Origin of the sequence: Streptomyces sp. NPDC021100 (assembly GCF_044333095.1) — a bacterium.
Taxonomy (GTDB): domain Bacteria; phylum Actinomycetota; class Actinomycetes; order Streptomycetales; family Streptomycetaceae; genus Streptomyces.
In genome coordinates this window covers 16,274-41,955 of record NZ_JBIRQH010000009.1, presented here as the reverse complement: position 1 = coordinate 41,955, position 25,682 = coordinate 16,274, and the positions used below count along the sequence as shown (strand labels likewise).

At 74.3% G+C, this 25,682-nt stretch carries 21 protein-coding genes; 9 read left to right on the top strand and 12 right to left on the bottom strand.

What is annotated here, in order from left to right:
• Window positions 1–534 precede the first annotated feature (534 nt).
• Both ACH4PU_RS18205 and ACH4PU_RS18200 read right to left on the bottom strand, forming a co-directional pair.
• Window positions 535–897, bottom strand: a complete 363-nt coding sequence (locus ACH4PU_RS18205) for a cupin domain-containing protein (protein WP_398272693.1) — start codon at window positions 895–897, stop codon at window positions 535–537.
• 257 nt (window positions 898–1,154) lie between these two features.
• Window positions 1,155–1,862 (bottom strand): hypothetical protein, encoded by a 708-nt coding sequence (locus tag ACH4PU_RS18200; protein ID WP_398272691.1) that lies wholly within the window; start codon window positions 1,860–1,862, stop codon window positions 1,155–1,157.
• Window positions 1,863–2,067: 205 nt separating this feature from the next.
• On the opposite strand from ACH4PU_RS18200, the gene ACH4PU_RS18195 reads away from it, so the two are divergent.
• Both ACH4PU_RS18195 and ACH4PU_RS18190 read left to right on the top strand, forming a co-directional pair.
• Window positions 2,068–2,856: a MerR family transcriptional regulator gene (locus ACH4PU_RS18195; RefSeq protein ID WP_398272689.1), complete on the top strand. Its 789-nt coding sequence runs from the start codon at window positions 2,068–2,070 to the stop codon at window positions 2,854–2,856.
• Window positions 2,857–2,882: 26 nt separating this feature from the next.
• On the top strand, window positions 2,883–3,101 hold the full coding sequence (locus tag ACH4PU_RS18190) for a hypothetical protein (protein WP_398272687.1): 219 nt from the start codon (window positions 2,883–2,885) through the stop codon (window positions 3,099–3,101).
• Between the two features lie 40 nt (window positions 3,102–3,141).
• On the opposite strand, the gene ACH4PU_RS18185 is transcribed toward ACH4PU_RS18190, so the two are convergent.
• From ACH4PU_RS18185 to ACH4PU_RS18165, 5 genes are all read right to left on the bottom strand, one after another.
• Entirely contained in the window at window positions 3,142–3,480 is a 339-nt protein-coding gene (locus ACH4PU_RS18185) for a hypothetical protein (RefSeq protein ID WP_004952073.1), read from the bottom strand.
• A gap of 169 nt (window positions 3,481–3,649) precedes the next feature.
• Entirely contained in the window at window positions 3,650–4,384 is a 735-nt protein-coding gene (locus tag ACH4PU_RS18180) for a hypothetical protein (protein ID WP_398272685.1), read from the bottom strand.
• Between the two features lie 87 nt (window positions 4,385–4,471).
• Window positions 4,472–4,777, bottom strand: coding sequence for a hypothetical protein (locus ACH4PU_RS18175; RefSeq protein WP_398272683.1), 306 nt, complete (start codon window positions 4,775–4,777; stop codon window positions 4,472–4,474).
• 95 nt (window positions 4,778–4,872) lie between these two features.
• Window positions 4,873–5,646, bottom strand: a complete 774-nt coding sequence (locus ACH4PU_RS18170; RefSeq protein WP_398272681.1) for a hypothetical protein — start codon at window positions 5,644–5,646, stop codon at window positions 4,873–4,875.
• A gap of 418 nt (window positions 5,647–6,064) precedes the next feature.
• Window positions 6,065–7,576, bottom strand: a complete 1,512-nt coding sequence (locus tag ACH4PU_RS18165) for a CehA/McbA family metallohydrolase (protein ID WP_398272679.1) — start codon at window positions 7,574–7,576, stop codon at window positions 6,065–6,067.
• 196 nt (window positions 7,577–7,772) lie between these two features.
• Between ACH4PU_RS18165 and ACH4PU_RS18160 the strand changes: the two genes are divergently transcribed.
• The 3 genes from ACH4PU_RS18160 to ACH4PU_RS18150 all read left to right on the top strand — a co-directional run bounded on the left by ACH4PU_RS18160 (window position 7,773) and on the right by ACH4PU_RS18150 (window position 12,942).
• The gene (locus ACH4PU_RS18160) at window positions 7,773–8,630 is read left to right on the top strand and encodes a TIGR03619 family F420-dependent LLM class oxidoreductase (RefSeq protein ID WP_398272677.1); all 858 of its coding nucleotides are present in this window, start codon (window positions 7,773–7,775) and stop codon (window positions 8,628–8,630) included.
• Between the two features lie 307 nt (window positions 8,631–8,937).
• Window positions 8,938–11,538, top strand: a complete 2,601-nt coding sequence (locus tag ACH4PU_RS18155; protein ID WP_398272676.1) for a bifunctional FO biosynthesis protein CofGH — start codon at window positions 8,938–8,940, stop codon at window positions 11,536–11,538.
• A gap of 270 nt (window positions 11,539–11,808) precedes the next feature.
• Complete coding sequence (locus tag ACH4PU_RS18150) at window positions 11,809–12,942, top strand: hypothetical protein (RefSeq protein ID WP_398272674.1); 1,134 nt, start codon at window positions 11,809–11,811, stop codon at window positions 12,940–12,942.
• Window positions 12,943–13,101: 159 nt separating this feature from the next.
• Here the strand turns inward: ACH4PU_RS18150 and ACH4PU_RS18145 are convergent, their stop codons facing one another.
• The 3 genes from ACH4PU_RS18145 to ACH4PU_RS18135 form a co-directional block, all read right to left on the bottom strand.
• Window positions 13,102–13,296 carry a DUF397 domain-containing protein gene (locus ACH4PU_RS18145; RefSeq protein WP_398272672.1) on the bottom strand — a complete coding sequence of 65 codons (195 nt, stop codon included), beginning with the start codon at window positions 13,294–13,296 and terminating at the stop codon, window positions 13,102–13,104.
• Between the two features lie 198 nt (window positions 13,297–13,494).
• The gene (locus ACH4PU_RS18140) at window positions 13,495–14,370 is read right to left on the bottom strand and encodes a helix-turn-helix domain-containing protein (RefSeq protein WP_398272670.1); all 876 of its coding nucleotides are present in this window, start codon (window positions 14,368–14,370) and stop codon (window positions 13,495–13,497) included.
• Window positions 14,371–15,236: 866 nt separating this feature from the next.
• Window positions 15,237–16,016: a GPP34 family phosphoprotein gene (locus ACH4PU_RS18135; protein WP_398272668.1), complete on the bottom strand. Its 780-nt coding sequence runs from the start codon at window positions 16,014–16,016 to the stop codon at window positions 15,237–15,239.
• 259 nt (window positions 16,017–16,275) lie between these two features.
• Between ACH4PU_RS18135 and ACH4PU_RS18130 the strand changes: the two genes are divergently transcribed.
• From ACH4PU_RS18130 to ACH4PU_RS18115, 4 genes are all read left to right on the top strand, one after another.
• Window positions 16,276–18,816 (top strand): D-alanyl-D-alanine carboxypeptidase family protein, encoded by a 2,541-nt coding sequence (locus ACH4PU_RS18130; RefSeq protein ID WP_398272666.1) that lies wholly within the window; start codon window positions 16,276–16,278, stop codon window positions 18,814–18,816.
• Window positions 18,817–19,348: 532 nt separating this feature from the next.
• Window positions 19,349–21,184: an MFS transporter gene (locus tag ACH4PU_RS18125; RefSeq protein ID WP_398272664.1), complete on the top strand. Its 1,836-nt coding sequence runs from the start codon at window positions 19,349–19,351 to the stop codon at window positions 21,182–21,184.
• Between the two features lie 240 nt (window positions 21,185–21,424).
• Window positions 21,425–21,970, top strand: coding sequence for a hypothetical protein (locus ACH4PU_RS18120; protein WP_398272662.1), 546 nt, complete (start codon window positions 21,425–21,427; stop codon window positions 21,968–21,970).
• 151 nt (window positions 21,971–22,121) lie between these two features.
• Entirely contained in the window at window positions 22,122–23,063 is a 942-nt protein-coding gene (locus ACH4PU_RS18115; protein ID WP_398272660.1) for a class F sortase, read from the top strand.
• A gap of 13 nt (window positions 23,064–23,076) precedes the next feature.
• Here ACH4PU_RS18115 and ACH4PU_RS18110 read toward each other — a convergent pair whose 3' ends face one another.
• Together ACH4PU_RS18110 and recQ are read right to left on the bottom strand one after the other, a co-directional pair.
• A complete protein-coding gene (locus ACH4PU_RS18110) occupies window positions 23,077–23,640 on the bottom strand; it encodes a hypothetical protein (protein ID WP_398272658.1) in 564 nt (187 codons plus the stop codon).
• A gap of 43 nt (window positions 23,641–23,683) precedes the next feature.
• Window positions 23,684–25,609, bottom strand: coding sequence for a DNA helicase RecQ (gene recQ / locus ACH4PU_RS18105; protein WP_398272656.1), 1,926 nt, complete (start codon window positions 25,607–25,609; stop codon window positions 23,684–23,686).
• Window positions 25,610–25,682: the final 73 nt, after the last annotated feature.

Here is a 25,682-nt window from a genome sequence, read left to right as displayed (position 1 = left end):
TCTCCACAGGGCCTTCAAACGCTGTGGACGGGCCCCGGCGGGGGGAGTCCGGGGGCCGCGCGGCGCTCCGGCGGAGGCCCGGAGTCCGCCGGGCCGCCGCTCCGGCGGGCGGGGGTACGGGGGGTGGGGCGCGGGCCCGCAGCGACGTGAACAGGGGGATGTGGGCGGACCGGTTCCCTCAACTGCCCGTGCGGGGAAGGGCGTCGGGTGCCCGGCGGGCCGGCCCCGGTGGTGCCGTGGCGCGGGTGTCCGGGGACCGGGCGGGGGTCCCTCCGGGGGCGGACGGCGGTTCCGGGGGGTTCCGTGGGACGTGGCGTACGGCCGGATGTCGCTGTCGAATGCTCCAGGGGGCCGGGCCCGGAGGGTGACGAGAGTCGCAGGGGGTTGGTGGGGTGGGTGGGGTGAGTGGGGGAGGGGATGGGGGTGGTTCGTCGTCGCCCCGCGTTACCGTCCGGCGTCACCGTCTGTGTCACTGTCCGGCGTCACCGTCCTGTGTGGCCGCCCCGCCTTACCGTCCGGTGTGGCCGCCTCGCCTCACCGCTTCGCGTAGTCCGTGAACCCCTGCCAGTCGACGATCACGCACGCCTCGTCGCCCACCACCCACGCGTCGTGGCCCGGCGGGCACGACATCACGTCACCGGGGCCGAACTCCTCCTCCTGCCCGTCGTCCATCACGACCTTGATCCGGCCCGAGACGACGTACGAGGTGTGCGCGGCCTGGCAGCTGTCGGTGCCGGCGATCGGCCCGACGTGCGCGGACCAGCGCCACCCCGGCTCGAACGTCGCCCGGCCCACCGGTCCGGTGCTCAGGCTCACCAGCTCCAGCCGCCCCTTGCCGTCCTCGAACGGCCGGACCTCCTCCGGGGCGTCGAAACTCTTCCGCATGAGACCGGCCATGGCGCTCTCCTCGGTTCGTCGGTCCTCGGACGTCCGGCCGGCCGGTACCCGGCCCGCCCTCACGAACGTAGGCGCGCGCGGCGGCGGGCGGCGAACGGTGTGGGCCGGACGGGTGACGTCGGGGGCGGGTGACGTCGCGGACGGGACCGGGCGGCGGGGAGGGCGGGAGTCGTGCGCCGGGTCCGGGGCACGGGGTCCGGGGCGCCCCCTCCGAGCCCCGGGCCCCGGACTCCGGACCCGGTGGGTCCGGCCGGGCCTCAGCCGCGCTCCTTCGCGGCGGGTATCGGCGCGAGCTCCGCGTGGCGGACGGTGAAGCCGCCCGACTTCAGCGGGACGAACGGCGCGGGGGCCATGCAGGTGCCGACGCGCGCCGCGGTGGGGACGCCGCCGACCTCGTCCACGTTGCTCACCGCCCAGTGGAACCCGAACCGGCCCTTGCCCGGACCGCCGGTCCGGGCGCTGAACCCGTACCGCTTGCCGGCCTCCCCCGGGATGTCGGACTTGGTGACGATGGCGGTGAACGTCGCCGTGTCCCCGCCCGTGACCAGGCAGTCCACGGCGGCCTCGGCCCGTCGGGTCGTGTGGTCGGCGGCCTGCCAGTGCGACCAGGAGACCGTGCCCCGGGCGTCGGTCGGCAGGCCGTGCTTCAGGTCGGGGTCGGCCCGCGGGCGGCTGAACGGTACGGACCTCGCGTCGACCTTGAAGCGGATGACGTCCCGGGGGACGTAGGCGAAGTCGAGACGGGCCTCACCGGTCACCCGGGCCGGGGCGGCCTTGGCCGGCCGCGTGGGCTGCGCCTGCCGGGCCGGTGCCGCGGAGTCCGACGCCGAGGCGGCGGGGCCGAGCCCGGAGACGGCGGCGCACGTGGCGGCCACCGCGAGCGCCGCGGCCACCGTCCGCCGGCGGACGGCCGTACCGCCGCGCCCGCGTCCCCCGCCGTTCTCGTACTCCCTGGTGCCTCGCATGCTGAACTCCCCTTTTCGGCTGCCCGGTTCGGTGATCACCACTCTTCCGGTCGTGGGGGCGGCCCGCCATCTGCCGATCGGCGGATCCGCGGGGGCCGCGGCACGTCGGTCTCTGCCGTTCGGCGGCCCGGCTTGAACCTCACGTCGCGTGAGGAGGCAGGGTGGTGCCGTGACCGCTTCCCCTTCTCCTTCCGCTTCCCCTTTCATGACCTGGCGCGTGGGCCCCCTGGCCGAGGCCAGCGGGCTGACCGTGCGCACCCTCCACCACTGGGACGGCTTGGGGCTGCTCAGCCCGTCCCGGCGCACCGCCGGCGGCCACCGGGAGTACACGGAGGCCGACGTCGTCCGCCTCTACCAGGTGCTCGCGCTGCGCGGCCTCGGGCTGAGCCTGGAGACCATCGGCCTCTGCCTCGACTCCGGCGTCGACCCCGCCCGCGTCGTCCGCGACCACCTGGCCGAGGTGGAGGCGTCGCTCGCGCGGCTCGGCGCCCTGCGGCAGCGGCTCGTCGGACTGCGGGACGCGCTGGACGCACCCGGAGACGGAGACGCGGACGGGCCCGGCCGGCCCTCGTCCCCGATCGGCCCGCTGCTCGACGCCCTGCGCGCGACCGGCGGCGCCGCCGACCACGGCGAAGGGGTGCTCCGGCGGCACCTGGACGCCGACGGCGTCGACGTCCTGCGCACCCGCGCCGCCGGACTCGGCCCCGCCGCGCACTACCTGCTGGAGGTCGAGTGGCCCGAGCTCTACCGCCGCGCGGAGCGGCTGCGCGTGGACGGCGTGCCGCCCGCCGACCCCCGGGTACGGCGGCTGGCCGCCCGCATGGACGAACTGAGCACGCTGTTCACCGGCGGCGACCGCGAGGTCTCGGCGGGCGTGCGGCGGGCCTGGGACGAGGACCCGGCCGCCCTGTCCGGCGACCCGGACGCCCCGGCGGACGGCTGGCGCGACCTCTCCGCCTACCTCGACGCCGCGCGGCGGGGGGTACGCGGATGAGCCGCCGTGCCGGGGACCGCCGGCAAGTGCGCCTCCTTAAGAAGGACTTCCGTAAGAGGGACTTCCGCGCACACGTCCTCGCCCTGATCCCGCTGCTTCCCCTTCTCCTCCTCGCCCTCCCGGCCTGCTGCGCCCTGGCGGCGTTCGGCGCGCTGCCCTGGTCGGTGCCCGTCGTCGCCCTGCCGGTGGCCCTGGCCGTGCTGTGGGTACGCCGCTTCCTGCGGATCTCGGGCCGGAGGGCCTGAGGGGGCGGGCCTTTTGCCGGAGGGGGCGGCCCTCACGCCCTCACAGCGTCTTGACCAGCCGCGCCGCCTCCGCCAGCGGCAGCGACGGGTACGTGCCCCGGACCGCCCGGACCGCCGCCGCCACGCCCCGCTCGTCGCGGATCCGGCGGAGGGCGGGGGCGTCGACGGCGGCGCGGAGTTCGTCGAAGGAGGCGAAGGTGCGGGTGTACCAGTCGCGCCGCCTGCGGCGGTCCGCGTACGCCTCCGCCGTGCCGGCGAGAACGGTTCCGAGCGCGGCGCAGAGGGCGAGGGCCCAGAAGGCGTGGGCGGCGTAGGCGACGACGGCCAGCACGAAGGCGACGGCCGCGCCGCACCACAGGGCCAGGCGGGGAAGGTGCATGGGCGGGTGCCTCCTGTGTCGTGCGGTACCGCTCGGGCCGGCCGCGGCCGCCCCGAGCGCTGCGATCGCCGCGGCCGGTCCGGAGCGTTGCGGTGCGCCGCGGCCGGTCCGGAGCAGGTCGGTCCGCAGCGCGGTCGCCGCGGAGTGCGGCCGCTCGGACCCTAGCCGTTCAGGCCGTCGCCACCGGCCACTGTCCGCCCGGGAACGCCCGGTTGTCCTTCGCCTCGCCCTCCACGGCCGTCATCTGCTGGGCCTGGGCGCCGAGCGCGGCGACGAGCGTGGTGACGGCGGTGATGATGAGGGCGGTGTTGACGCCGGCCTCTTCGACGATGATGGCCGCGCCGGCCGCCGAGAACACCACCGAGCCGAGCGCGGCGATGGCCGCGATGATGGCGGCGATGAACTTCACCAGGATGACGCCGAGGGCCACGTAGAAGGCGAGGCCCGCGACGGCGCAGAGGGTGAGCGCCGTGGCGATCTTGTCGGAGCTGGTCGCGATCTGCGTCGCCGCGGTGGGCTGGAGCTTCACGGCCGAGGTGTAGGCGGTCGCGCCGTCGCCCTTCCACTGCTTGGGGGCCCGGAGCGCGTCGGCGGCGACGTTGCCGGCCACGTCGGTGGCGTGCCCGCGCACGTCGTGCTGCCAGGTGTAGGCGTCCTTGAAGGCGGTGACGGGGACGGCGGCCCCCTTGAGGAGCTCGCCGATCTTGTTCAGGATCCACTTGCCCAGCTCGATCAGCTTGTTGGCGCACCAGATCAGCGCCTTGCCGATGATCTCGGGCACGTACCACTTGTTGGCGGTGGACTCCGCCTTCGGGCCCACCTGGTTGAGCTTCGCCGTCAGGTTGGTGAGCCCGGAGTTCAGCTTGTCGATGGTCGCCGTGTACTGCGCGGCGTTGAATGCCACGTTTCCCCCTGTTGTGCCGTTCCCGCGGTGCCCGCGGTGCGGTGCCTGCCGTTCCCGTCGTTCCTGCGGCGCCTGCGGTGCCGCGGTTCAGTACGCCTTGTTGACGCTCTTCGTCGTGTCCACCTCGTGGTCGTCGTACGCGCGGGCGTTGGCCGCCAGCGCGTCCGCGACCTCCTTCATGCGGTCCCGGCCCTCGGAGGTCCGGGAGGAGATCTGGTCCACCGCGTCCATGTAGGCGGACACGAGGACCTGGAACAGACCGGCCTCCAGGCGGGTCATGCGCAGGCCCTCCACGGTGTTGTGGATGCCGCCGAGCGCGGTGCTCTGCTTGTCCCACATCCCCGCGTCGGTGCGGATGCCGTCGGTGATGACCTTCAGATCGGGGTCGCCCATGGGCTGCTTCCTCCGGTGGTGTGCGGCCGATTCCCTGCGGCCGGCTGGGACGGATCTGCGTGTGAACGCGCGCGGCCGGAGCCGGCCCGGCCCGCTCAGTCGGCGAACCGCGCCGGATCGGCGAGGATGGCCATGGCCTCCTTGAACAGGCCGTCCAGCTGGGGCGCGGACGGCCCCCGGGAGGCGCCGGCGGCGAGGCGGTCGCGGGCGTCGGACAGGGCCTCGGCGAGGGCCTGGTTCAGCCGCACGGCGGACCGGCCGGCCGCCCACGCGGGGTTCACGGAGCAGGAGACCAGCGCCCCCTGGGCCACGGTGACGGCCACCTGCCCGCCGGCCGACTCGCCGGTGAACGTCTCGGGTTCGGTCGCGGCGGGCCCGGCGATCGCGTCCAGGTCGAACAGGGACAGCATCTCCTCGGCCACCTCGTCGAGGCGGCGCGGGAGGACGTACCGGAGGTCGGGCTCCGGCACCTCGGGCGGCGCTCCGGCGGGTTCCGCTTCGCGCCCGGGTCCGCGCCCGGCGGTGCCGGCGGTGAACGGCGAGGCGGCGTCGAGCCGTTCGGCCCGGTGCTCCCAGTCCGTCCCCTCCAGCGACCGCGACCAGCCCTCCAGCCGCTCCCGCAGCGCGGATTCGTAGGCCGCGGTGACGGCGGCGTCCAGGCCGTCGGGCGCCTGCCGCCGCTGCCAGTCCGTGACGAGGGCGATGCGCTCGGGCAGCCCGTCGACGGCGAGCCGTACGCTGACGGCGCCTTGGGGGTCGCTGCCGGTGACCTCCCGCGGTACCTGTTCCCGCAGGTCCGACATCAGCCGTTGGATGCCCAGGATGTGCTCCCGGGCCTGGTGCAAGTCCGCGAACGGGTCGCCGTTCACCGATCCCCCTTCGTTGAGCACGGCACGGAGCCGCCTCTTCCGGAAAACGGGTGAACGACGCCGCGTGCTTGACGTGGCGTGCACGCTAACACGCCGCTCTCGCCCGGCCGAGGGATGCGGGAGGGATTCCGCTTGACTCCTGAGTCGGATGTGGCGCCGGTACCGGCCAGGCACGCTGGACGCGGACGGTAATCACCGCCGGTGGGCCGGTGGTTCGGAGCCGATGCCACCGGTTGTCCCCTGCGTCTCGTCCGGCGCATCCGCCCCTCGCGAACGGCTGTGCGCCGCAGGGGCGGTTCGCTCCCTACCGGCCGATCGGCCGCCCCCGTACGGTTCGTTCCGCTCTGGCCGACTCGCCCCACTCCTTCTCTCTCCGGCCCTCTCCGCCCTCTCCGTCCCCCTCCGCCCCTGTCCGTCCTCAGCGTTCAACTCGGCCCAGGAACACCGGATTCGTCATCGCCGCCATCGCCCCCGGCAGCTCCCGCCCCGCGGCCGGGCGGCGGACCTCCGCCCGGACGTACGCGGCGCGCGCCGGCGTCGTCCGCCACTCCACCCGGCCGTCCGCCGGGAGCGGTACGGACAGCACCGTGCCCTGGTCCGTCACGAACGCCGCCGTGCAGCCCGCCGGCGCTCCGGTGACCGCCAGGCGGACCGTCACCTCGGTGGCGGGCCCGGCCGGGAGCCGGCCGCCGATGCCCGCGTGGGCGCCCCCGCCCGTCGTGACGGCGAAGGACAGGCCGATCGCCGAGGACTCGGCGATCCAGCTCCGCCCCGCCCGGATGCCCGCCAGGACGGCGTCGTGGGACAGCTCGTCGGCGAGCACGACCGTCTGGGGGAGGCCGACGGTCTGCGGCTCGCGGTGGGCGTCGCTGTTCCCCATGGCGGGCAGCCACCGGCCGCCCTCCCGGGCCGCGCCGGCGAGCAGGGCGTCCCAGGTGGCGACGGCCATCTCGTCGTCCGGAGTGAACGGGCCGTTCCACACCTCCACGGCGTCCGCGTGCTCGTAGCCGAACTTCCAGGAGCAGCCGACGCACGTGCCGTACGGGTGCGCCGGGACGACCAGGCCGCCGGCGCGCCGGACCGCCCGGGCGTGCCGGCCGAAGGCGTCGTCCCGGGCGCGGTAGCGCCAGTCGACGAACGTACCGGGGTCGGTGCCCAGGGCCAGGACGTGGCCGTTGCGGGTGGTGACCTCCTCTCCGGTGAGGATCAGCAGGTCGTCGCCCCACAGGCCCTGCCAGGCGGCGTGGCCCGAGGTGGTGTTGTGCTCGGTGGTGACGATCCAGTCGAGCCCGGCGGCGCGCGCCGCCGCCGCTATCCCGGCCGGGGTGCGGAGGCCGTCCGAGTGGACGCTGTGCAGGTGCCCGTCGCCGCGGTACCAGGCCCGGCCGCGGCCCTTCGCCCGCCGCGGCGGGTACACCGGCTTCGGCGTGGTGCCCGGCGGGCCGTACCGGAGGGTCACACTCACCTCGTACGCCATCCCCGCCGGCGCCACCGTGTACGGACCGAGGACGACGTGCCAGGTGCCGGGCCGGACGGGACCGGGCAGATAGCCGGGGGTGGCCCGTTCGGCGCTGATCGCGAACTCCGTACGGGCGCCGCCCGACCAGCCCCGGAAGCCGTCGGGGCCGGTACCGCGCTCGTCGAAGATCCCGATGTCGCAGGCGTTGCCCGGTACGCCGGGCGGGACGGGCGGCCGGTCGTACGTGTACGAGACCGCGATCTCCCGGACGCCGCGCGGCACTTCCACGGGGAGGTAGAAGAAGTCGGGCGCGCCGGCCGGCAGCCTGCCGGTCACCTTGCGCGTCTCCGTCGTGCCGCTGCCGCCGGGCGCCGGTGCGCCGGCGGCGTGAGCGAACGTCACGCCATCGAGCCTAAGGGCACCCGCCGCTCCCGCGACAGCCGTCAGTTTCAGGACACCCCGTCGTCCCACCCGCCGCTCCACCCGGACCTCCAGCGCTCGTGCCGTCTCGTCCTGTGCCGCCCTGTTCTACGCCACCCGCGCGCTCCGCGGAACGGGCGGTGCGACGGACGGCGGATGACGGTCGTGTGTCGCCCGTTCGACATGGGTCACGCGCGGCCGCCCAGGGATTACCGTGGGTACAGGCGACAGACGGAGGTTCTCCCGCATGCGGATCGCGACCACGGTCTTCCTCACGGACGAGACGATCACCCCGGTCCGGCTCGCCCGAGAGCTCGAACAGCGCGGCTTCTCGGGTCTCTACCTGCCCCAGCACACCCACATCCCGGTCGAACGGACGACGCCCTCGCCCGCGGGCGACCCGCTGCCCCGCGAGTACGGGCGGGCCTACGACCCGTTCGTCGCGCTGGCCCAGGCCGCCGCCGTCACCCACCGGATCACCGTGGGGACGGGCGTCGCCCTCGTCGCCCAGCACGACCCCGTCGTCCTCGCCAAGCAGGCCGCCACCCTGGACCACCTCAGCGGCGGCCGGTTCACCCTCGGCGTCGGGTACGGCTGGAACGTCGAGGAGGCCGCCGACCACGGCGTCGAGTGGGCGACCCGGCGCCGGCTGGTCCGGGACCGGATGGCGCTGATGCGGGCGCTGTGGGAAGAGGAACCGACCCCGTACGAGGGCGAGTTCGCGTCCGTGCGGGCCAGCTGGGCGTACCCCAAGCCGGTGCTGCCGCCGCGGCAGCGGGTCGGCGCGCCACCGCTCGTCGGGCCCCGGACGCTGATCGGCGGGGCCGCCGGTCCCGGGCTGTTCGCGGCCGTCGCGGAGTACGCGGACGGCTGGCTGCCCATCGGCGGCGGCGGGCTGCGCGAGGCACTGCCCCGGCTGCGGCAGGCGTGGGCGGACGCGGGCCGGCCGGGGGAACCGGCCGTGGTGCCGTACGCCGTCCACCCGTCGGCGGGCAAGCTCGCGCACCTCGCCGAGCTGGGCATCGAGGAGGTCGTGGTGGGGCTGCCGGCGGCGGGGGAGGGGGAGGTGCTGCGGGCGCTGGACGCGCATGCGGAGTTCCTGTGAGGGGTGGGGTGCCCGGCCCCTCCCCCAGAGGGGGCACCCCCATTCGCCGCTTCCTGGGGCTGCGCCCCAGACCCCGCTTTCGCGGCTTCGCCGCTCGTCCTCAAACGCCGGACGGGCTGGATAGCCCGTCCGGCGTTTGAGGACAGCGCCCGAAGGGCGCTTGGGGGGTGCGGGGGTTCGCCCCCGCAAGAAACGGTGAAAGGGCGGGACCGGGGCAAACCCCCATCTCGCGGACCGTGAGCATCCGCACAAAAACCCTGGCGGAATGCCCCCTGGCCTCCCCCCTTTGCCCTCGTATGCTCGGGGAATGACTTCGAGCGCACAACGGCCCGTCCCGCCACCGCCGACCGCGAACGCGATGCGACGCGCGCTCAAACGGGCCCGGGACGGCGTCGCGCTGGACGTCGCCGAGGCGACCGTGCTGCTCCAGGCGCGCGGGGACGACCTGGAGGACCTCTGCGCCTCGGCCGCCCGCGTCCGGGACGCCGGGCTGGAGGCCGCCGGCCGGCCCGGGGTCATCACCTACTCCAAGAGCGTCTTCATCCCCCTCACCCGCCTCTGCCGCGACCGCTGCCACTACTGCACCTTCGCCACCGTCCCCGGCAAGCTCCGCCGGGCGGGCGAGGGGATGTTCATGTCCCCGGACGAGGTGCTGGCCGTCGCCCGCCGCGGTGCCGCGATGGGCTGCAAGGAAGCCCTGATCACCCTCGGCGACAAGCCCGAGGACCGCTGGCCCGAGGCGCGCGAGTGGCTCGACGCGCACGGCTACGACGACACCCTCGCCTACGTCCGGGCGATCTCCATCCGCATCCTGGAGGAGACCGGGCTGCTGCCCCACCTCAACCCGGGCGTCATGTCCTGGACCGACTTCCAGCGGCTCAAGCCCGTCTCGCCGTCCATGGGCCTGATGCTGGAGACCACCGCGGAGCGGCTGTGGAGCGAGCCCGGCGGCCCGCACCACGGCTCGCCCGACAAGGAGCCCGCCGTCCGGCTGCGGCACCTGGAGGACGCGGGCCGCAGCTCCGTGCCGCTGACCAGCGGGCTGTTGCTGGGGATCGGGGAGACGGCGGAGGAGCGCGCCGAGTCGCTGTTCGCGCTGCGCCGCGTCTCCCGGGCGTACCACGGCATCCAGGAGCTCATCCTGCAGAACTTCCGCGCCAAGCCGGACACGGCGATGCGCGGCATGCCCGACGCCGAGCTGGACGACCTGGTCGCGACGGTCGCCGTCGCCCGGCACATCATGGGTCCCTCCGCCTGCCTCCAGGCGCCGCCGAACCTGGTGGACGAGGAGTTCGGCCGGCTCATCCGGGCGGGCGTCGACGACTGGGGCGGCGTCTCGCCGCTCACCCCCGACCACGTCAACCCCGAGCGGCCCTGGCCGCAGATCGACGAGCTCGCCGCGCGGTCCGCCGCCGAGGGCTTCGAGCTGAAGGAACGTCTCGCCGTCTACCCGGAGTTCATCCAGCGGGGAGAACCCTGGCTGGACCCGCGCATCCTCCCGCACGTCCGCGCGCTGGCCGACCCGGAGACCGGGCTGGCGCGCGAGGACGCCGTCGTGGAGGGCCGCCCCTGGCAGGAGCCGGAGGAGGTCTTCGTCCCCACCGGCCGCACCGACCTCCACCGCACCATCGACAGCGACGGCCGCACCGGCGACCGGCGGGCCGACTTCGACGAGGTGTACGGCGACTGGGAGGCGCTCCGCGAGGCGGCGGTCCCCGGCATGGTCCCCGAGCGGCTGGACGGTGACGTCCGCGCGGCGCTGCGGCAGGCCGCGGACGACCCGACGCGGCTGACGGACGCCGAGGCGCTCGCGCTCCTGCACGCCGACGGCCCGGCCCTGGACGCCCTCTGCGGCATCGCCGACGACCTGCGGCGGGCGACGGTCGGCGACGACGTCACGTACATCGTCACCCGCAACATCAACTTCACCAACGTCTGCTACACCGGCTGCCGCTTCTGTGCCTTCGCGCAGCGCCGCACCGACGCCGACGCCTACACGCTGTCGCTGGACCAGGTCGCGGACCGGGCCCAGCAGGCGTGGGAGGTCGGCGCCGTCGAGGTCTGCATGCAGGGCGGCATCCACCCCGACCTGCCCGGCACCGCCTACTTCGACATCGCGCGGGCGGTGAAGAAGCGGGTGCCGGGGATGCACGTGCACGCCTTCTCACCCATGGAGGTCGTCAACGGCGCGTCCCGGACCGGCCTTTCGATCCGCGACTGGCTCGCCGCCGCCAAGGAGGCCGGCCTCGACAGCATCCCCGGCACGGCCGCCGAGATCCTCGACGACGAGGTCCGCTGGGTGCTCACCAAGGGCAAGCTGCCGACGAAGGACTGGGTGGAGGTCGTCACCACCGCGCACTCGCTCGGCATCCGCAGCTCGTCCACGATGATGTACGGGCACGTGGACCAGCCCCGGCACTGGCTCGGCCACTTCCGGAAACTGGTGGAGATCCAGAAGGAGACGGGCGGCTTCACGGAGTTCGTGACCCTCCCCTTCATCCACACCAACGCCCCCGTCTACCTCGCCGGCATCGCCCGTCCCGGGCCGACGATGCGGGACAACCGGGCGGTGACGGCGATGGCTCGCGTGCTGCTCCATCCGCACATCACCAACATTCAGACGAGCTGGGTGAAACTGGGCGCCGAGGGTGCCGCCGAGATGTTGCGGTCGGGCGCCAACGACCTGGGTGGCACGCTGATGGAGGAGACCATCTCCCGGATGGCGGGCTCCTCGTACGGCTCCTACCGCTCGGTGCGCGACCTCGTCGCCATCGCGGACGCGGCGGGGCGGCCGGCGCGGGCGCGTACGACGCTTTACGGGGAGGTGCCGGAGGAGCGGCGGCTGGCCGCGGAGGCTTCGGACGGGCATCTGCCGCGGTTGCTGCCGGTGTTGGGGGCGGAGGGCTGAGGGTGCCCCGGGCCCGCCCTTTCACCGTTTCCTGGGGGCGAGCCCCCAGACCCCCTTGTCCTCAAACGCCGGACGGGCTGATCTTTCAGCCCGTCCGGCGTTTGAGGACAACCGCGCGGAGCGCGGTTTGGGGGGCGGGGCCGGCCCCGCAAGAAACGGTGAAAGGGCGGGACCGGGGCACAGCCCCCCGCAGGGGCACCCCCCGTGTGTTGCCGACCTGTCGCACACGCTCGATCGGACGGCAACACTCCCCCGCATAAGGTGTCCCGCATGTCTTCACCCCAGAACCCCCACCAGCCCCAGCAGCCGCACCCCCCGCAAGCCCCGCAGGGCGGCGGCTTCGGAGGCCCGCCGCCCACCTGGGGCCCGGAGGGGACGGGCCATGCCCAGCCGACGATGGTCGGCGGTCAGCCGGCCGTCCCACCGCCGCCCCCGCCGCCGGGCCACGGCTCCGTACCGCCGCCGCCCGGCCCGGTGCCCGGCGGTGGTCCCGGGCCGTACGGGGGCGGGACCCCCGGCCCGTACGGCGCCGGGCCGGGCATGGCGCCCATGCCCGCGCCCACGCCGCCGCCCGGGCGCGGGAACAAGAAGGTGCTCGCCATCGTCGGCGGTGTCGTCGCCCTGGCGGTCATCGGCGGCGGCATCGCGTTCGCGCTCAAGGGCGGGTCGGGGGACGACGACAAGAAGGAGGACGCCAAGGGGGCGTCCACCGCGCCCAAGGACCCGGCCGGCCCGCAGGCGTCGGCCTCGGCGCCCGCGACGGGCGGCGGCCAAGGCGCGGACAAGCCGGCGGACGGCGGCCGCAAGGCCCCCGCGGGCTGGCAGACGCAGGTCTACGAGCGGCACGGCTTCGCCTACGACGTCCCCGGCAAGGGCGAGAAGTGGAAGGTCCTGCCCGGCGACACGATGCTCTCGTACACCGCCGACGGCAAGCCGGTCGTCGCCATGACCGGCACCGCCAACTTCCATGAGGGCGGCTGCTCGTCGAACCCCAACCCCGACACCTTCGGCGAGGCCGGCAAGGGCCAGCTCGCCACCGTCGGCACCACCGGCGGCGGCAAGGACGGCGACCTCCAGACCAACGCCCGTAACTGGGCGGGGAACTGGGGCGTGATGGCCTACGGCGGCACCGGCGCCAACAAGCCGAAGATCGAGGTCGGCCAGGCGACGCCGTGGAAGCACAACGGCATCGAGGGCTACACCGCCACCGCGAAGGTCAAGGTCACCCACCGGCCGAGCGCCTGTGTGCCGCCCACCGCGATCGTGAAGAGCATCGCGCAGAAGCTGCCGGACGGCACCTTCCACGGCTGGGTGATCTACGCGGACCAGGGTGTCCCGGACGCGCTGTCCGAGGAGCAGATCGACAAGATCATGCAGACGGTCCGCCCGGCCGCCGCGCACTGACCGGGCCCGCGGCGCGATCGACGGCGTGTCACCCGAGGGCCTCGGAGGGGTGTGGCCCCCGGGTGCCGCCCGGCACCGGGCCGGTGCGTCGCCGAGCCGGCGCGCGGCGGCCGGACCGGTGCGCGACCGCGCGTCGTTACTACGCCACGCGTCGCTACGTCACTCGCCGTCCGTGACGGTCGCGGTGAACGCGCTCCACGCCTCGGGGGTGAAGCCGAGCACCGGGCTCTGCGGGTCCTTGGAGTCGCGGACGGCGATGGCGCGGGGGAGCGGGGAGGCGACCTCCACGCAGTCGCCGTGCGCCAGCGAGTAGGAGGACTTGCGCCAGGTGGACTTGCCCTGCTGAATGGCCATGGTGTTGCTCCGTTGCCTGTGAGTACTGCCTGTGGTCAGAAACGCCGGTTTCCCGAGGTGGAACCGACGGTACGCGCCAACATCAGGTGCTGAGCCGGCTGTTCACCCGACCGGATGGCATATTCCAGGCACCCCTTCCGCGGAGGTGGCGGCAGGTGTACCGTTCCGCCTCTCGCGTGACGGGGGTTGTGGCAGGGGCTACGCGCGGGCGCCGTCGGCGGCCCGGTACTCCTCCGCGACGTGGAGCATGAACTGCCGTGAGTGCTCGGCGTTCAGTGCCTGCATCCGCAAATGCTCGTACATCACGCTGTACGCCTGGACGTCGTTCGGCTTCTCCAGGTAGAGGTCGCTGGTGATCCCCTCCAGGTACACCGTGCTCGCGTCCTGCGGGTCGTGGAACTCCAGGATGCAGAACTTCCCGTACATGCCGGGGTGCGCGCCCACGTCGTACGGCAGCACCTGCACGGTGATGTGCGGCTGGAGGCTGAACTCCACCAGGTGCTCCAGCTGTTCGCACATCACGGCCCGGCTGCCGACCACCCGGCGCAGCGCCGCCTCGTCGATGACGGCCCACAGGCGCAGCGGGTTGTCCGGGTCGCTGATGCGCTCCTGCCGCCGCATCCGGACCTGCACCCGGCGCTCGACCTCCGCCGCGGTGGCCTCCGGCCAGGAGCCCTCGGTGACGGCACTGGCGTATCCGGGCGTCTGGAGCAGCCCGGGGACGAGCGACGCCTCGTAGATGCGCAGCGAGGCCGCGTCCGTCTCCAGCCCGATGTAGACGCTGTAGGGGATGTCGCCGAACGCGTGCCACCAGCCTTGCTGGCGCGACTCCTTGGCCATCTGCATCAGCGAATCGACGATGCGGTGGTCCTCGACCCCGTACACCCCGCAGAGGTCGCGTACGTCGCGCTGGCTGATGCTGCGGCGGCCGTTCTCCAGCCGGCTGATCTTCGACTGCGACACCAGCAGCCGTTCGGCGACCTCCTCCGCCGTCATCCCCTTGAGCTCACGGAGCTTGCGCAGCTCCTGCCCCAAGCGGCGCCGCCTTACGGTGGGATTGACACTGGACGCCACGGGACGCACCTCCGGCTCCGTCATGCTGCTGTCTCCTGCTCCCGCAGCCTGCCACCACCGGCCGGGGCGGCGCTGGAAAACGCCGACACAGGATCTCGCTCACGGTGACCGTGGTCACGACGGCGACATCCCCGCCGGAAGCGCCCGGCGGTGCGCCCACTGTGCCCCGGGGTGCGCCGGGGCGGTCGGTCACGCCGTAGGCCGCGATTCCGTTTCGGCGTTCCCTGTGGGGTCCGGGGGGTTGCCGCCCCGCGGCCCCCGCGGCGGGCGCGGACCCTTCCGGTTCCGCGGCCGAGGGGGTGTGGTGCGTAACGCTCGTGCCTGACGTGCCTGACGTGCGGGTGCGGCGTACCCGGTGGCGCGGTCAGCGCTCCGTCGCGGCCGTCACCTCACCGGGATCGCCGCGTCCTTGACCGGAGTTGACCGCTCCGCCCCGCCGCGCCGCCGCCAGTGCCGCGCCGCCGCCTGTGCCGCGCCGCCGCCTGTGCCGCGGCGTCCGGTGGCCGCGGTGGCACCGCGTACGCGGCGGCGCGGCGGTGCGACGTCGCCACGGCGGACGCCCGCCGGTACGGGTGCGACCGGCCGGGCGGCCGCCGACGACCGGCCGCGGCGGCGCCGGTACGGGTGTTCCGTACCGGCGCGCGGATTCAGGTGACGCGGTGCCGGATACGGCCCGGCGGCCGGGGCCGCGGTGGCCGTGGGCGGCCGGCGGTGGTCGTCGGCGGCCGTCGGTTGTCGTACCCGGCGGTCACCGGCCGGCGGTGGTGGTACCCGGCGGACACCGCCGCCCCGCGTTCACCGTGCCGGGTGTCACCGCGGTACGCCGCGTCGCCCGTCCGGTGCTCCCCGCGGCCTGCCGTGGCGCGTCACGAGGCCGCCGCGCGCGCCATCACCTGGCCGCGGTGCCCCGCTTGCTGAGGAACGGTTTCAGCAGGTGCCACGCCGCTGCGGACGGCCGCCGTCCGGCGGCCCGAACCGCCGTTCCCGCCGCCGGCCACGGCCGCGGCCCGGCGCGGCTGTGCCGCGACGCCGTTCTGGACGTCCATCACGGCGTGCGCCACCAGGCCGCCCATGGGGTCGTGCCGGATGAGGTCCCGGAGCCTGGAGCGCGACGAGCGGCCCTCGTTGCCCGGATAGAGGTGCTTGCCCAGGCCGACCGCGTGGGCCAGCGCGGCGAGCGCCGCGGTCCGCGGGTCCGGCGGCACGCCGGTGCGGATCGCGCTGTCCAGCCGGGCCCTGATCTCCCTGCTGATGGCCGTGTCCGTCGCCTGGTACCGGGTGGTCGGCAGCACTCCGCACATCTGGCCGGCGACGGCGTGCACCATGCCGCACCGCTCCAGATGGCTGAGGTACGTCTGACGCAGCCCCAGCCGGGGCCCGCCGATCCAGTGGACCGCGCGGACCGGACTGCCGCGGCGGCGCAGCAGTTCGAGCGCGGTGTCCAGGGTCGGATCTCCTGTCGGCCGTGGCATCACCACGGCGATACGATCCCCGTCAGGGGCTATCCGTCCGGCCAGAGCCAGCTCCACTAGCTGGGCTCCGGCGAGACCGAGGTCGAGCGACTGCGGCTGCGCCGTGGTCCCCGTGGCCGGGTCCAAGGCGAGCAGCAGAAGCTCCTCCGGAATTGTTCTGCGGCTCCTGCCCATCCATGCCTCCCCGCGTGGATGAGTGACAGGGTGACCCCTCTCACATTGGTCTGTCGAGAGTGCGTGGTGGCTTCGGGTGGGAACCGGTAGGTATGTCGTCTCGTCTTGCACATGGGTGAAGCCGGGGAAGCCGCCTGCCGGGTGGTCGCGCGGTGGCACGCCGACGGCAGAGCACACTGGTAGACGTTGAGAATGTCCGGAACGGCGGAGCGCGCGGCGCTTCGTCCCGGCGTACGGCGTGGGAATCGAGGAGGCATCGGTGGCGGGCGAGTCCCCCGACAAGTCTGAGCAGGGGAAGCCGTCGGGGGAGGCGGCCGGCGGTGAGCGCGACCCGAGGCTCGGGATGCACCGGGAGTCCGGAGCGGCCGTGGCCGTGGCCGGCGGCACCGGTTCCCACGCGGACCAGGACGACCAGGACGGCGACGAGAACGCCGACGAGGGCGCCAGGGGCGGCAAGGACGGCGAGAGAGACGTGAAGGACGCCGGCGGGGACGCCGCGTCCTCCTCGGCGTCCTCCTCTTCGGCGTCTTCGGCGTCTTCGGCCTCTTCGGCGTCCCGGTCGGACACGAAGGATGCGAAGGCCGCGAAGGCCGGTGCCTCCGCCGACGCTTCCGCCGCGGCGCCCGAGGGCGGCGCGGAAACCGATGCGGATGCAAAGCCCGCCGCCGCGGGAGCGGGCCGGGTGCCGCCCGGCGACGCCCGGCTGAAGGCCGCCGTCGCCGCCTGGATGGCGAACGCGGACGACGAGGGGGCCGAGGGCGGATCCGAGGACAAGGCCGAGGGCGAGCCTGGAACCGAGAAGGGGTCCCGCTCCGGCGCGTCCCCGTCCGCTTCCGGCGCGTCCCCGTCCGCCGACACCTCCCCCGCCGACCAGCCGACGCAGCTCATCAAGGCCCCGGCACCGGCCGGCGACGCCGCCGCGCCGAAGAACGGCGGTGGCCGCGACGGTTCGGACGCCCGTCCCGTGGACCGGCCGACCGCCGCCTTCGGCGTCGTCCGCCCGGAGGCCGGGACGAGGACGGACCCGAAGAGCGGCCCGGAGAACGAGCCGAAGAGTGCCCCGAAGGGCGGCGCGAACGGCGCCGGACGGGATGCCGGGAAGCCCTCCGGCTCCTCCTCCGCCGACCAGCCGACCGCCCTGCTCAAGGCCCCGGCCGTCCCGCCGGAGGCCCCCGCGGGCGGTGCCCGTCCGGGTACCGACCAGGGCCGGAGCAGCCGGTTCGTCCCGCTGAAGTCGGACGACGAGGCGCCCGCGCTCGGCAAGAAGGCCGCGCCCGGCGCCCCCTCGGCGTCCGCCGGCGCACCTGCCGCCCCCGCGCGGCCCGCGGCGCCGGAGCGCCCCGCCGTCCCCGTCAAGGTCACCCCGCCCGCCCCCGCCGCCCGCCCGGTCCCCGGTCCCGCGGGCCCCGGCGGCCCCGAGCGCACCACGCAGACGCCGATGCCCGTCGGGCCGGACGGCGAGAAGCAGGCGCCGCTCGACCTGCTGGCCCAGCTCACCAACAGCCCGCCGCCGCCGGAGACGCCGGTGCGGACCGCGATGCGCCGGGTGAAGATCTGGACGCCCATAGTGGTGCTCCTGTTGGTCGTGTTCTGCGTGGTGCAGGCGTTCCGTCCGCTGCCCGACCCGTCCCTGGCACTCGGCAAGCAGGCCGCCTACACCTTCGGCGGCGAGAAGTTCGACATGAAGTGGCCCACCGAGGGCCAGTCCGCCGCCAAGGTGCTCGGCGTCGGCGACCTCGGCACGTACGGGCCGCAGAAGCCGGTGCCGACGGCGAGCATGGCCAAGGTCATGACGGCGTACGTCGTGCTGCGCGACCACCCGCTGAAGATGCGCAAGGGCCCGGGCGGCCAGGACGTTCCCGAGCAGGGGCCGACCGTCACCATCGACGAGCGGGCGGAGAAGGAGGGCAAGGCCAAGGACGAGTCGGCCATCCGCGGCCTGCGGGCCGGGCAGACCTTCTCGGAGTACGACATGCTCCAGATGCTGCTGATCCCGTCCGGCAACAACATCGCCCGCCAGCTCGCGCGGTGGGACGCCGGCTCGGAGGAGGCGTTCCTCAAGAAGATGAACGACACCGCCAAGCAGCTCGGCATGAAGAACACCACGTACACCGACGCCAGCGGTCTCAACAAGACCACCGTGAGCACGGCCGTCGACCAGGTGCTGCTCGCCGAGCAGGTCATCAAGGACCCGGTCGTCCGGTCCATCACCACCAAGCCCAACACCCCGATCAAGGGCCTCAACGAGGGCATCAACAGCAACATCGACGACCTGCTGATCAAGCACACCGGTGTGCTGGGCATCAAGACCGGCTCGTCCTCGCCCGCCGGCGGCACCCTGATGTGGGCGGCCCGCAAGCGGCTGAACGGCGAGGAGGTGCTGATCGTCGGCGCCACCATGGACCAGCACTTCAAGGGCGGTCCGGACGTCAACGCCGAGATGAGCCTCAAGATGGTCAAGCGCGTCAGCTACGAGCAGCTCACCGCCGTGCAGAACGCCCTCCAGCAGGCCGTCGTGGTCAAGAAGGGCCAGGTCGTGGGCTACGTCGACGACCGGCTCGGCGGGAAGACCGAGGTCGTCGCCACCAAGGACGTCAAGGGCTACGGCTGGGGCGGCCTGCGGGCGAAGTTCGCCCTGGACAAGAAGAAGGGCGCGGCGCTGCCGCACTCGGCCAAGGCCGGCACGGTCGTCGGCGAGCTCGTCGTCGGCAGCGGGCCCGACGCGGTCCGGGTCCCGGTGGCGCTGAAGAAGGCGCTCAGCGAGCCGTCCTTCGGCTCGAAGCTCACTCGCCTCGGCTGACGCCGGGGTTCGTCTCGGCCGGGGGCCGGGAGCCGCCTCGGCCGAGACGAGCCCGCCCGCCTCGGCCGAGCGGCCCGAACCGCCTGTCCCGGGCCCGTTCCGGATCCGTTCCGGATCCGCCTGTTCCGGTTCCGGTCCGGCTGTCCGACCCGGTCCCGCCCCGCCTGTTGCCAGGCCGGTCCCCGATCCCCCGTCGCCGCGCCGGTCCGGTCGGGTCCGGCGGTACCGTCCGGCCACCGGCCCGTACGCGGGCCTACAGCCCGGTGGCCGTTCCGCGGTCGGCTTCCGTACGCGGCCCGGACCGTCCCGCCGGCCCGCCGACGCCGTTCGCAGCGGGTGCCCGGCACTCGTAACGCCCCGGGGCCATTTCGCGATCCGGGGGCCCCGGTCCCGCCCGTGCTAGCGTCGCGCGGGGTCCGCGCAGGTCGCGGGCCCGTCGTGTGCCGGACCCGATCGCGTACCCGGAGGCACCGGGGTGGTCGAGGCATGCGGGAAGATGGGGGAAGACCTCGGGGAGACGGGGAGAGCCGCAGTGACCACCGTGGGCCCGGCGCGGGCCGGGAAATCCGAAGAGCAGGCAGGCGCCGCACCGGCAGGGGCGGACGCCGCTCCGGCACGCCCCGGCGCGTGGCCGCGGGCCCGCGCGGCGCTCACCGGCACCGTGCCGGTCACCCTGTTCGTGGCCGCGGTGCTGCACGTGGTGTGGCGGTTCGTCTTCGCCAACAGCGGCGGCGACCTCGCGGCGCAGGACGCCTGGGCCGAGTTCGCGCTCCAGCACCCCACCTCCGCGTACAACCTCGCCTGGTACGGCGGCATGCACCCCGTCTCGTACAGCGTGATCTCGCCGTACCTGATGGCGCAGCTCGGTGTGCGTCCCACGATGATGATCGCCGGGACCGTCGCGTCCGGGCTGATCGCGCTGCTGCTGGTGCGCAGCAAGGCCGTCCGGCGGCCGCTGTGGCCGTCGCTGTACGGCGCCTTCGCGCTGGTCTGCAACGCGATCTCCGGGCGGGTGACCTTCGCGCTGGGGTCCATGTTCGGCCTGGCGGCGGTGGCGGTGATATTCGCCTGGCCGACGCGCTGGCGCGTGGAGCGCCGGTACCGCTGGACGCGGGCGCTGCTCGCCGCCCTGATGGCGGGCCTGGCGACGGCGTCGAGCCCGGTGGCCGGCCTCTTCGTGGGCATAGTGGCCGCGGCGCTGTGGCTGAGCAGGCGCCGGGCCGCCTCCTACTCGCTGGGTCTGGCGCCGGTCGTGGTGGTGGGCCTGTCGGCGTGGCTCTTCCCGTTCTCGGGGCAGCAGCCGATGGACGTCCCCTCGACGGTCCTGCCGCTGCTCTCGGGCGCCTTCGCGCTCGCCTTCGCCCCGCGCTCCTGGCGGACGGTCCGGATGACGTCCGGGCTGTACGTCGTCGGCGTGATACTGGTGTGGCTGATCCCCTCCCAGATCGGCACCAACATCGCCCGGCTCGGCATGATCTTCGGCGGCGTGGTGCTGCTCGCCGCCCTGCAGGAGGCCGAGGTACCCCCGCGGGCGCAGTGGCTGCGCGCGGGCCGGATGTGGACCGCTTCCGTCCTCGCGCTGGTCACGGTGACCGTCTGGCAGGTGGTGAACTCCACCGCCGACATCATCAACACCACCCCCGCCGCCTCCTGGGCGCGGGAGATGGCGCCCCTCGTGGACCGGCTGCAGAAGGTCGACGCCGACCGCGGCCGGGTCGAGGTCGTCCCCGCCCGCAGCCACCGCGAGGCGTCCGCCCTCGCCCCGTACGTCAACCTGGCGCGCGGCTGGAACCGGCAGGCCGACATGAAGCGGAACCCTGTCTTCTACAAGGAGGGCCTGCTCAACCCGCAGAGCTACCGCACCTGGCTCGACCGCTGGGCCGTGCACTACGTGGTCCTGCCGATCGGCGAGCCCGACCACGCCGCCGTCAAGGAGGCCGAGCTCGTCGGCAAGGGCCAGCCCTACCTCGACGAGGTCTGGTCCGACGCCAACTGGCGCCTCTTCGCCGTCAAGAACCCGACACCGCTCGCCGCGCCCCCGGCGGAGGTGCTCCGCGCGGACGCCGACGAGCTCTCCCTCACCGTCCGGTCCCCCGGGCCCGTCCTCATCCGCATCCCCTACACGCCCTGGCTGGGCCTGGTGGACGAGTCCGGAAAGCCCGTCGAGCCGCCGAAGTCCGGCCCCGACGGCGGGCCGGCGGTGAACGAGCGCGGCTGCCTCACCAAGAAGGTCGAGCAGCCGCCGGGCGAGGACGACCCCGAGGACGACTGGACGGTGCTGCACGCGCCGCACCCCGGTACGTACCGCATCGGCGCGCCCTACAAGTTCCCGCGCGGGACGGGCTGCCCCGACGACATGGCGCCGTAGCGGCGGCGGAGCCGGTACCGGTCGTCACCGGCCCGGCGCGGGTGCCGCGCCGGTGGGGTGCCCCGTACGGCGGGCGCCCGTCACCCGTTCGTCCGCACCCGGTACCGGCCGACGGAGATCACCCGTTCGTCGTCGCGCGGCGTGCGGCACCGGCCACGGACCGTTTGGCTCGGAAGTGCGCGGAACCTCCCACCTGCTGCGGCACATCGGTGTGCCGCGTCCGCGCACGGAGGAACGAGCATGCGTACTGCACGAGTGCTGGCCGGAGCCGTCCTGACCATAGCTGTCGCCGGGCTGCCCTGCGCCCCCGCCTTCGCCGGGGACTTCGACAAGCTGGAGATCGAGCCGGGCACCGCGTCGCCGGGCGCGACGGTCACGGTGAGCACGCTCGCCTGCGGCAAACACGGCATGGGCTCCGGTGACGCGAGCGCCGTCGGCGGGCCCTCGGCGTTCGAGCTCAAGCCGGGCACCCACAAGGAGCTGGTGGTCGGCCAGTTCAACGTGCCGGAGGCGGCCAAGGCCGGCACCTACGGCATCGGCGTGAAGTGCAAGAACGGCAAGGAAGCCACCGGCGACCTGGTCGTCACCACCGGCTCGCCGTCCTCCGCCCCCGCCAAGCCCGGCAAGGCGGCCAACCCGCCCAAGGGCGGCATGCAGACCGGCGCCGGCGGCACGAGCGAGGGCTCGGGCACGGCGGAGATCATCGCGGGTGCGTCCGTGCTGGGCGCCGCCGCGGTGGGCGGCACCTGGTTCCTGCGCCGCCGCGCGGGCACCGACCGGGCCTGACGGCCCGTTCCGCCCGCCGGTGCCCGGCCCGCGTCGGGGCCGGGGACCGGCGGGCCGGCCCGGGGGCTTCAGGGGGATCGGCAGGGAGGGGCGACGGGGGGGCGACGGGGGGACCGCCGTACATCCGCCGGTGGAGGACGGTGACACCTCGATGCTCCGGACGACGCGCGCCACACTGACCGTGCCGGTCGCCTGGCTCGGCTCGCGGCCCGTGGCCGCCGCCGTACTCGTCGCGGCCGGTCTGTTCTCCGGCTGCTGGCTGATAGACAGCGGGTCCCGGGCCGCCGCCCCGCCGCCGCAGCCCTCCCGGGCCGAGGCGTTCCCCGCGGGCGGGACGGGCGCCCTGGCCCCGCACCGCCGCGACCCGCTGATCCGGCCGCTGCCGCCCGTCACCCCGGTCCGGGTGCGCATCCCCGAGATCAAGGTCGACGCCCCGCTGCGCGGGCTCCGGCTGCTCCCGGACGGCAGCCTCGCCAGCCCGCCGCGGGAGGACAAGAACCTCGCCGGCTGGTACGAGTCCGGCACCGCGCCCGGTGCCATCGGCACCGCGGTCGTCGCCGGCCACGTGGACACGCCCACCGGGCCGGCCGTCTTCTACAACCTCGGCGCCCTCAAGAAGAAGGACCTCGTCGAGATCGTCCGCGCCGACGGGCGCACGGCGGTGTTCACCATCGACGCGATCGAGGTGTACGACCGGGGGGACTTCCCGTCCCGGAAGGTGTACGGGGCTTCGGGGCGGGCCGAGTTGCGGGTGATCACGTGCGGGGGCGGGTTCTCGGAGGAGCGCCACGCGTACCTGGGGAACGTGGTGGTGTACGCGCACCTCGCGAAGGTCGTCGAGGTGGGGGCGGGGGCCGGGTCTTCGCCTTCTTCCTCGCCGTCTCCGCCTTCTTCGGCTCCCCCTTCGCCCGAGCCCTCGTCCCCGCCGTCGTCCTCTCCTCTTCGGGAGGCCGGCCCTCCGGTGAAGCGGGCCGGACCGTCGCGGGCGTCCGCACCGGCGCGGTCGGCGGCGCCGAAGGCGGGTGGCCGCGGCACCGGTACCTCGCCCTCGGCCGCCGCGCCCGCGAAGTCCCGGACGGGTGGCCGTCCTTGACGGGCAAGGCGGATCAGGGCAGCCGCGCGCGGGCCCGCTCCCGCCGTATCTCCACCTCGTCCGCCGTCAGCGGGGCGCGGATGGCGGACACGTCACCGACCCGCAGGTCACTCGGGGTGCGGTACTCCTCGCGCATACCGATGACCGAGATCTCCACCTCCGACTCCGGCTGCCAGAACGTCCGGTAGTACGGCGCGTTGGCCGGGCCCTCCGGTATCTCCACCAGCGGCACCCCGCGCCGCTCCAGCAGGCGGCGGAGCTTGTCGAAGCGGAGCCGGGGGGTGAAGCGCCCGTACCGTTCCCGGAGCACCGGCTCCACGAACGCCCCTCTCCGGAACGTCAGTCGATGCACCTGGAGGGTGAAGTGATGTGCCTCCCACGGGGATCCGGCCGACTCACGGGTCCAGTGGAACTCGGCCAGGCCGTGGTCCCGGCACAGGCCGTACTCATGGACGTTGTCCCCGAAGTCCGGACCGAGGACCTCGGCGACGCGCTCGGGGGAGTCCGCCGGGCGCAGGCCGAGCACGGTGCCGGTGGTGACGACGTCCACGTAGAACGCCAGGGAGTACGGGGTCACGCGGCTGCCCTCCGGGTGCGGTGGCCGACGAGGGGGCGGGGTGTCAGTCCGTCGCGGCCGGCGCCGGCTCCTCCCCGCCCTCCTCCGGCGCACCCAGCGCCTTGAGCACCTCCAGGATCGCGTCCCCGTACTTCACCAGCTTGTTCTCGCCCACGCCGCTCACGGCCGCCAGGGCGTCCAGCGAGTCGGGCCGGACCGTCGCGATCTCCCGCAGCGTCGCGTCGTGGAAGATGACGTACGCCGGGACGCCCTGCTCCTTGGCCGTGGCGGCACGCCAGGCGCGGAGCTCCTCGAAGACCGGCACCGCCGCCGCCGGCAGCTCGGCCGCCGCCGCGCGGCTCCCCGACCGGCCGCCGCCACCGCCGGACGCGGACTTCGTCCGGGCCGCCTTCCGCTCCGGCTCGCGCCGCAGCAGCACCTGGCGCCGGCCGCCGAGCACGTCCCCGCTGGCGTCGGTGAGGACGAGCGTGCCGTACTCGCCCTCCACCGCGAGCAGCCCCTCGGCCAGCAACTGCCGTACCACGCCCCGCCATTCGACGGCGCTGAGCTCCGTGCCGATGCCGAAGACGGTGAGCTGGTCGTGGTCGAACTGGATGACCTTGGCGGTCCGCTTGCCGAGCAGGATGTCGATGATCTGGCCGGCGCCGAACTTCTGCCGGCGCTCGCGTGCCAGCCGGAAGACCGCCGAGAGGAACTTCTGGGCGGCGACCGTGCCGTCCCAGGTGACGGGCGGCGCCAGGCAGGTGTCGCAGTTGCCGCACGGCTCGCCGTGCTGGCCGAAGTAGGCGAGCAGCCGCACGCGGCGGCACTCCACCGTCTCGCACAGGGCGAGCATCGCCTCCAGGTGGGAGGCCAGCCGCCGGCGGTGCGCCTCGTCGCCCTCCGAGCCGTCGATCATCTTCCGCTGCTGGACGACGTCCTGGAGGCCGTACGCCAGCCAGGCCGTCGACGGCAGGCCGTCGCGCCCGGCGCGGCCGGTCTCCTGGTAGTAGCCCTCGACGGACTTCGGCAGGTCGAGGTGGGCCACGAAGCGGACGTCCGGCTTGTCGATGCCCATGCCGAAGGCGATCGTGGCGACCATCACCAGGCCGTCCTCCCGCAGGAAGCGCGCCTGGTTGGCGGCGCGGACCCGCGCGTCCAGGCCCGCGTGGTACGGCAGCGCCTCGACGCCCTCCCGCACCAGGAACGCGGCCGTGTCCTCCACGCTCTTGCGGGAGAGGCAGTAGACGACGCCCGCGTCGCCCGCGTGCTCGCCGCGGATCAGCTCCAGGAGCTGCCGGCGCGGCTCGTTCTTCTGCGCGATGCGGTACTGGATGTTGGGCCGGTCGAAGCTCGCCACGAAGTGACGGGCGTCACCGAGCTGCAACCGTGCCGCGATCTCCCGGCGGGTGGCGTCCGTCGCGGTCGCGGTCAGCGCGATGCGCGGTACGTCGGGCCAGCGCTCGTGCAGCGCGGACAGGGCCAGGTAGTCGGGCCGGAAGTCGTGGCCCCACTGGGCGACGCAGTGCGCCTCGTCGATCGCGAAGACCGAGACCTTGCCGCGGTCCAGCAGGTTCATCGTCGATTCGAGACGCAGCCGCTCCGGGGCGAGGTAGAGCACGTCCAGCTCGCCCGCCAGGAACTCGGCCTCGACCATGCGGCGCTCGTCGAGGTCCTGCGTGGAGTTCAGGAAGCCCGCGCGGACGCCGAGGGCGCGGAGCGCGTCCACCTGGTCCTGCATCAGGGCGATCAGCGGCGAGACGACCACCCCGACACCCGGTCTGACCAGGGCCGGGATCTGGTAGCAGAGCGACTTGCCGCCGCCCGTGGGCATCAGGACGAGCGCGTCGCCGCCCGCGACGACGTGCTCGATGATCTCTTCCTGCGCCCCGCGGAACGCGTCGTAACCGAAGACGCGGCGCAGCACGCCGAGCGCCTCGCTCGACGCTTCGGGCTCACGGGTCGCGGTGGTCTCGGTGGGGTCGGCCATTCGGGCAGTCTACGAGGAACGGCACGGCCGGGCGGGTGATCAAGGAAGCCTGTGGACGGCGGGCCGGTTGTGG

Bases quoted from the DNA above. Each gene is read 5' to 3' on its own strand.
- ACH4PU_RS18175 (WP_398272683.1), bottom strand. From the start codon at position 4,777: ATGGGCGACCCCGATCTGAAGGTCATCACCGACGGCATCCGCACCGAC.
- ACH4PU_RS18115 (WP_398272660.1), top strand. From the start codon at position 22,122: ATGCTCCGGACGACGCGCGCCACACTGACCGTGCCGGTCGCCTGGCTC.
- ACH4PU_RS18160 (WP_398272677.1), top strand. From the start codon at position 7,773: ATGCGGATCGCGACCACGGTCTTCCTCACGGACGAGACGATCACCCCG.
- ACH4PU_RS18145 (WP_398272672.1), bottom strand. From the start codon at position 13,296: ATGGCCATTCAGCAGGGCAAGTCCACCTGGCGCAAGTCCTCCTACTCG.
- ACH4PU_RS18120 (WP_398272662.1), top strand. From the start codon at position 21,425: ATGCGTACTGCACGAGTGCTGGCCGGAGCCGTCCTGACCATAGCTGTC.
- ACH4PU_RS18150 (WP_398272674.1), top strand. From the start codon at position 11,809: ATGTCTTCACCCCAGAACCCCCACCAGCCCCAGCAGCCGCACCCCCCG.
- ACH4PU_RS18205 (WP_398272693.1), bottom strand. From the start codon at position 897: ATGGCCGGTCTCATGCGGAAGAGTTTCGACGCCCCGGAGGAGGTCCGG.
- ACH4PU_RS18135 (WP_398272668.1), bottom strand. From the start codon at position 16,016: ATGGGCAGGAGCCGCAGAACAATTCCGGAGGAGCTTCTGCTGCTCGCC.
- ACH4PU_RS18185 (WP_004952073.1), bottom strand. From the start codon at position 3,480: ATGCACCTTCCCCGCCTGGCCCTGTGGTGCGGCGCGGCCGTCGCCTTC.
- recQ (WP_398272656.1), bottom strand. From the start codon at position 25,609: ATGGCCGACCCCACCGAGACCACCGCGACCCGTGAGCCCGAAGCGTCG.
- ACH4PU_RS18200 (WP_398272691.1), bottom strand. From the start codon at position 1,862: ATGCGAGGCACCAGGGAGTACGAGAACGGCGGGGGACGCGGGCGCGGC.
- ACH4PU_RS18155 (WP_398272676.1), top strand. From the start codon at position 8,938: ATGACTTCGAGCGCACAACGGCCCGTCCCGCCACCGCCGACCGCGAAC.
- ACH4PU_RS18195 (WP_398272689.1), top strand. From the start codon at position 2,068: ATGACCTGGCGCGTGGGCCCCCTGGCCGAGGCCAGCGGGCTGACCGTG.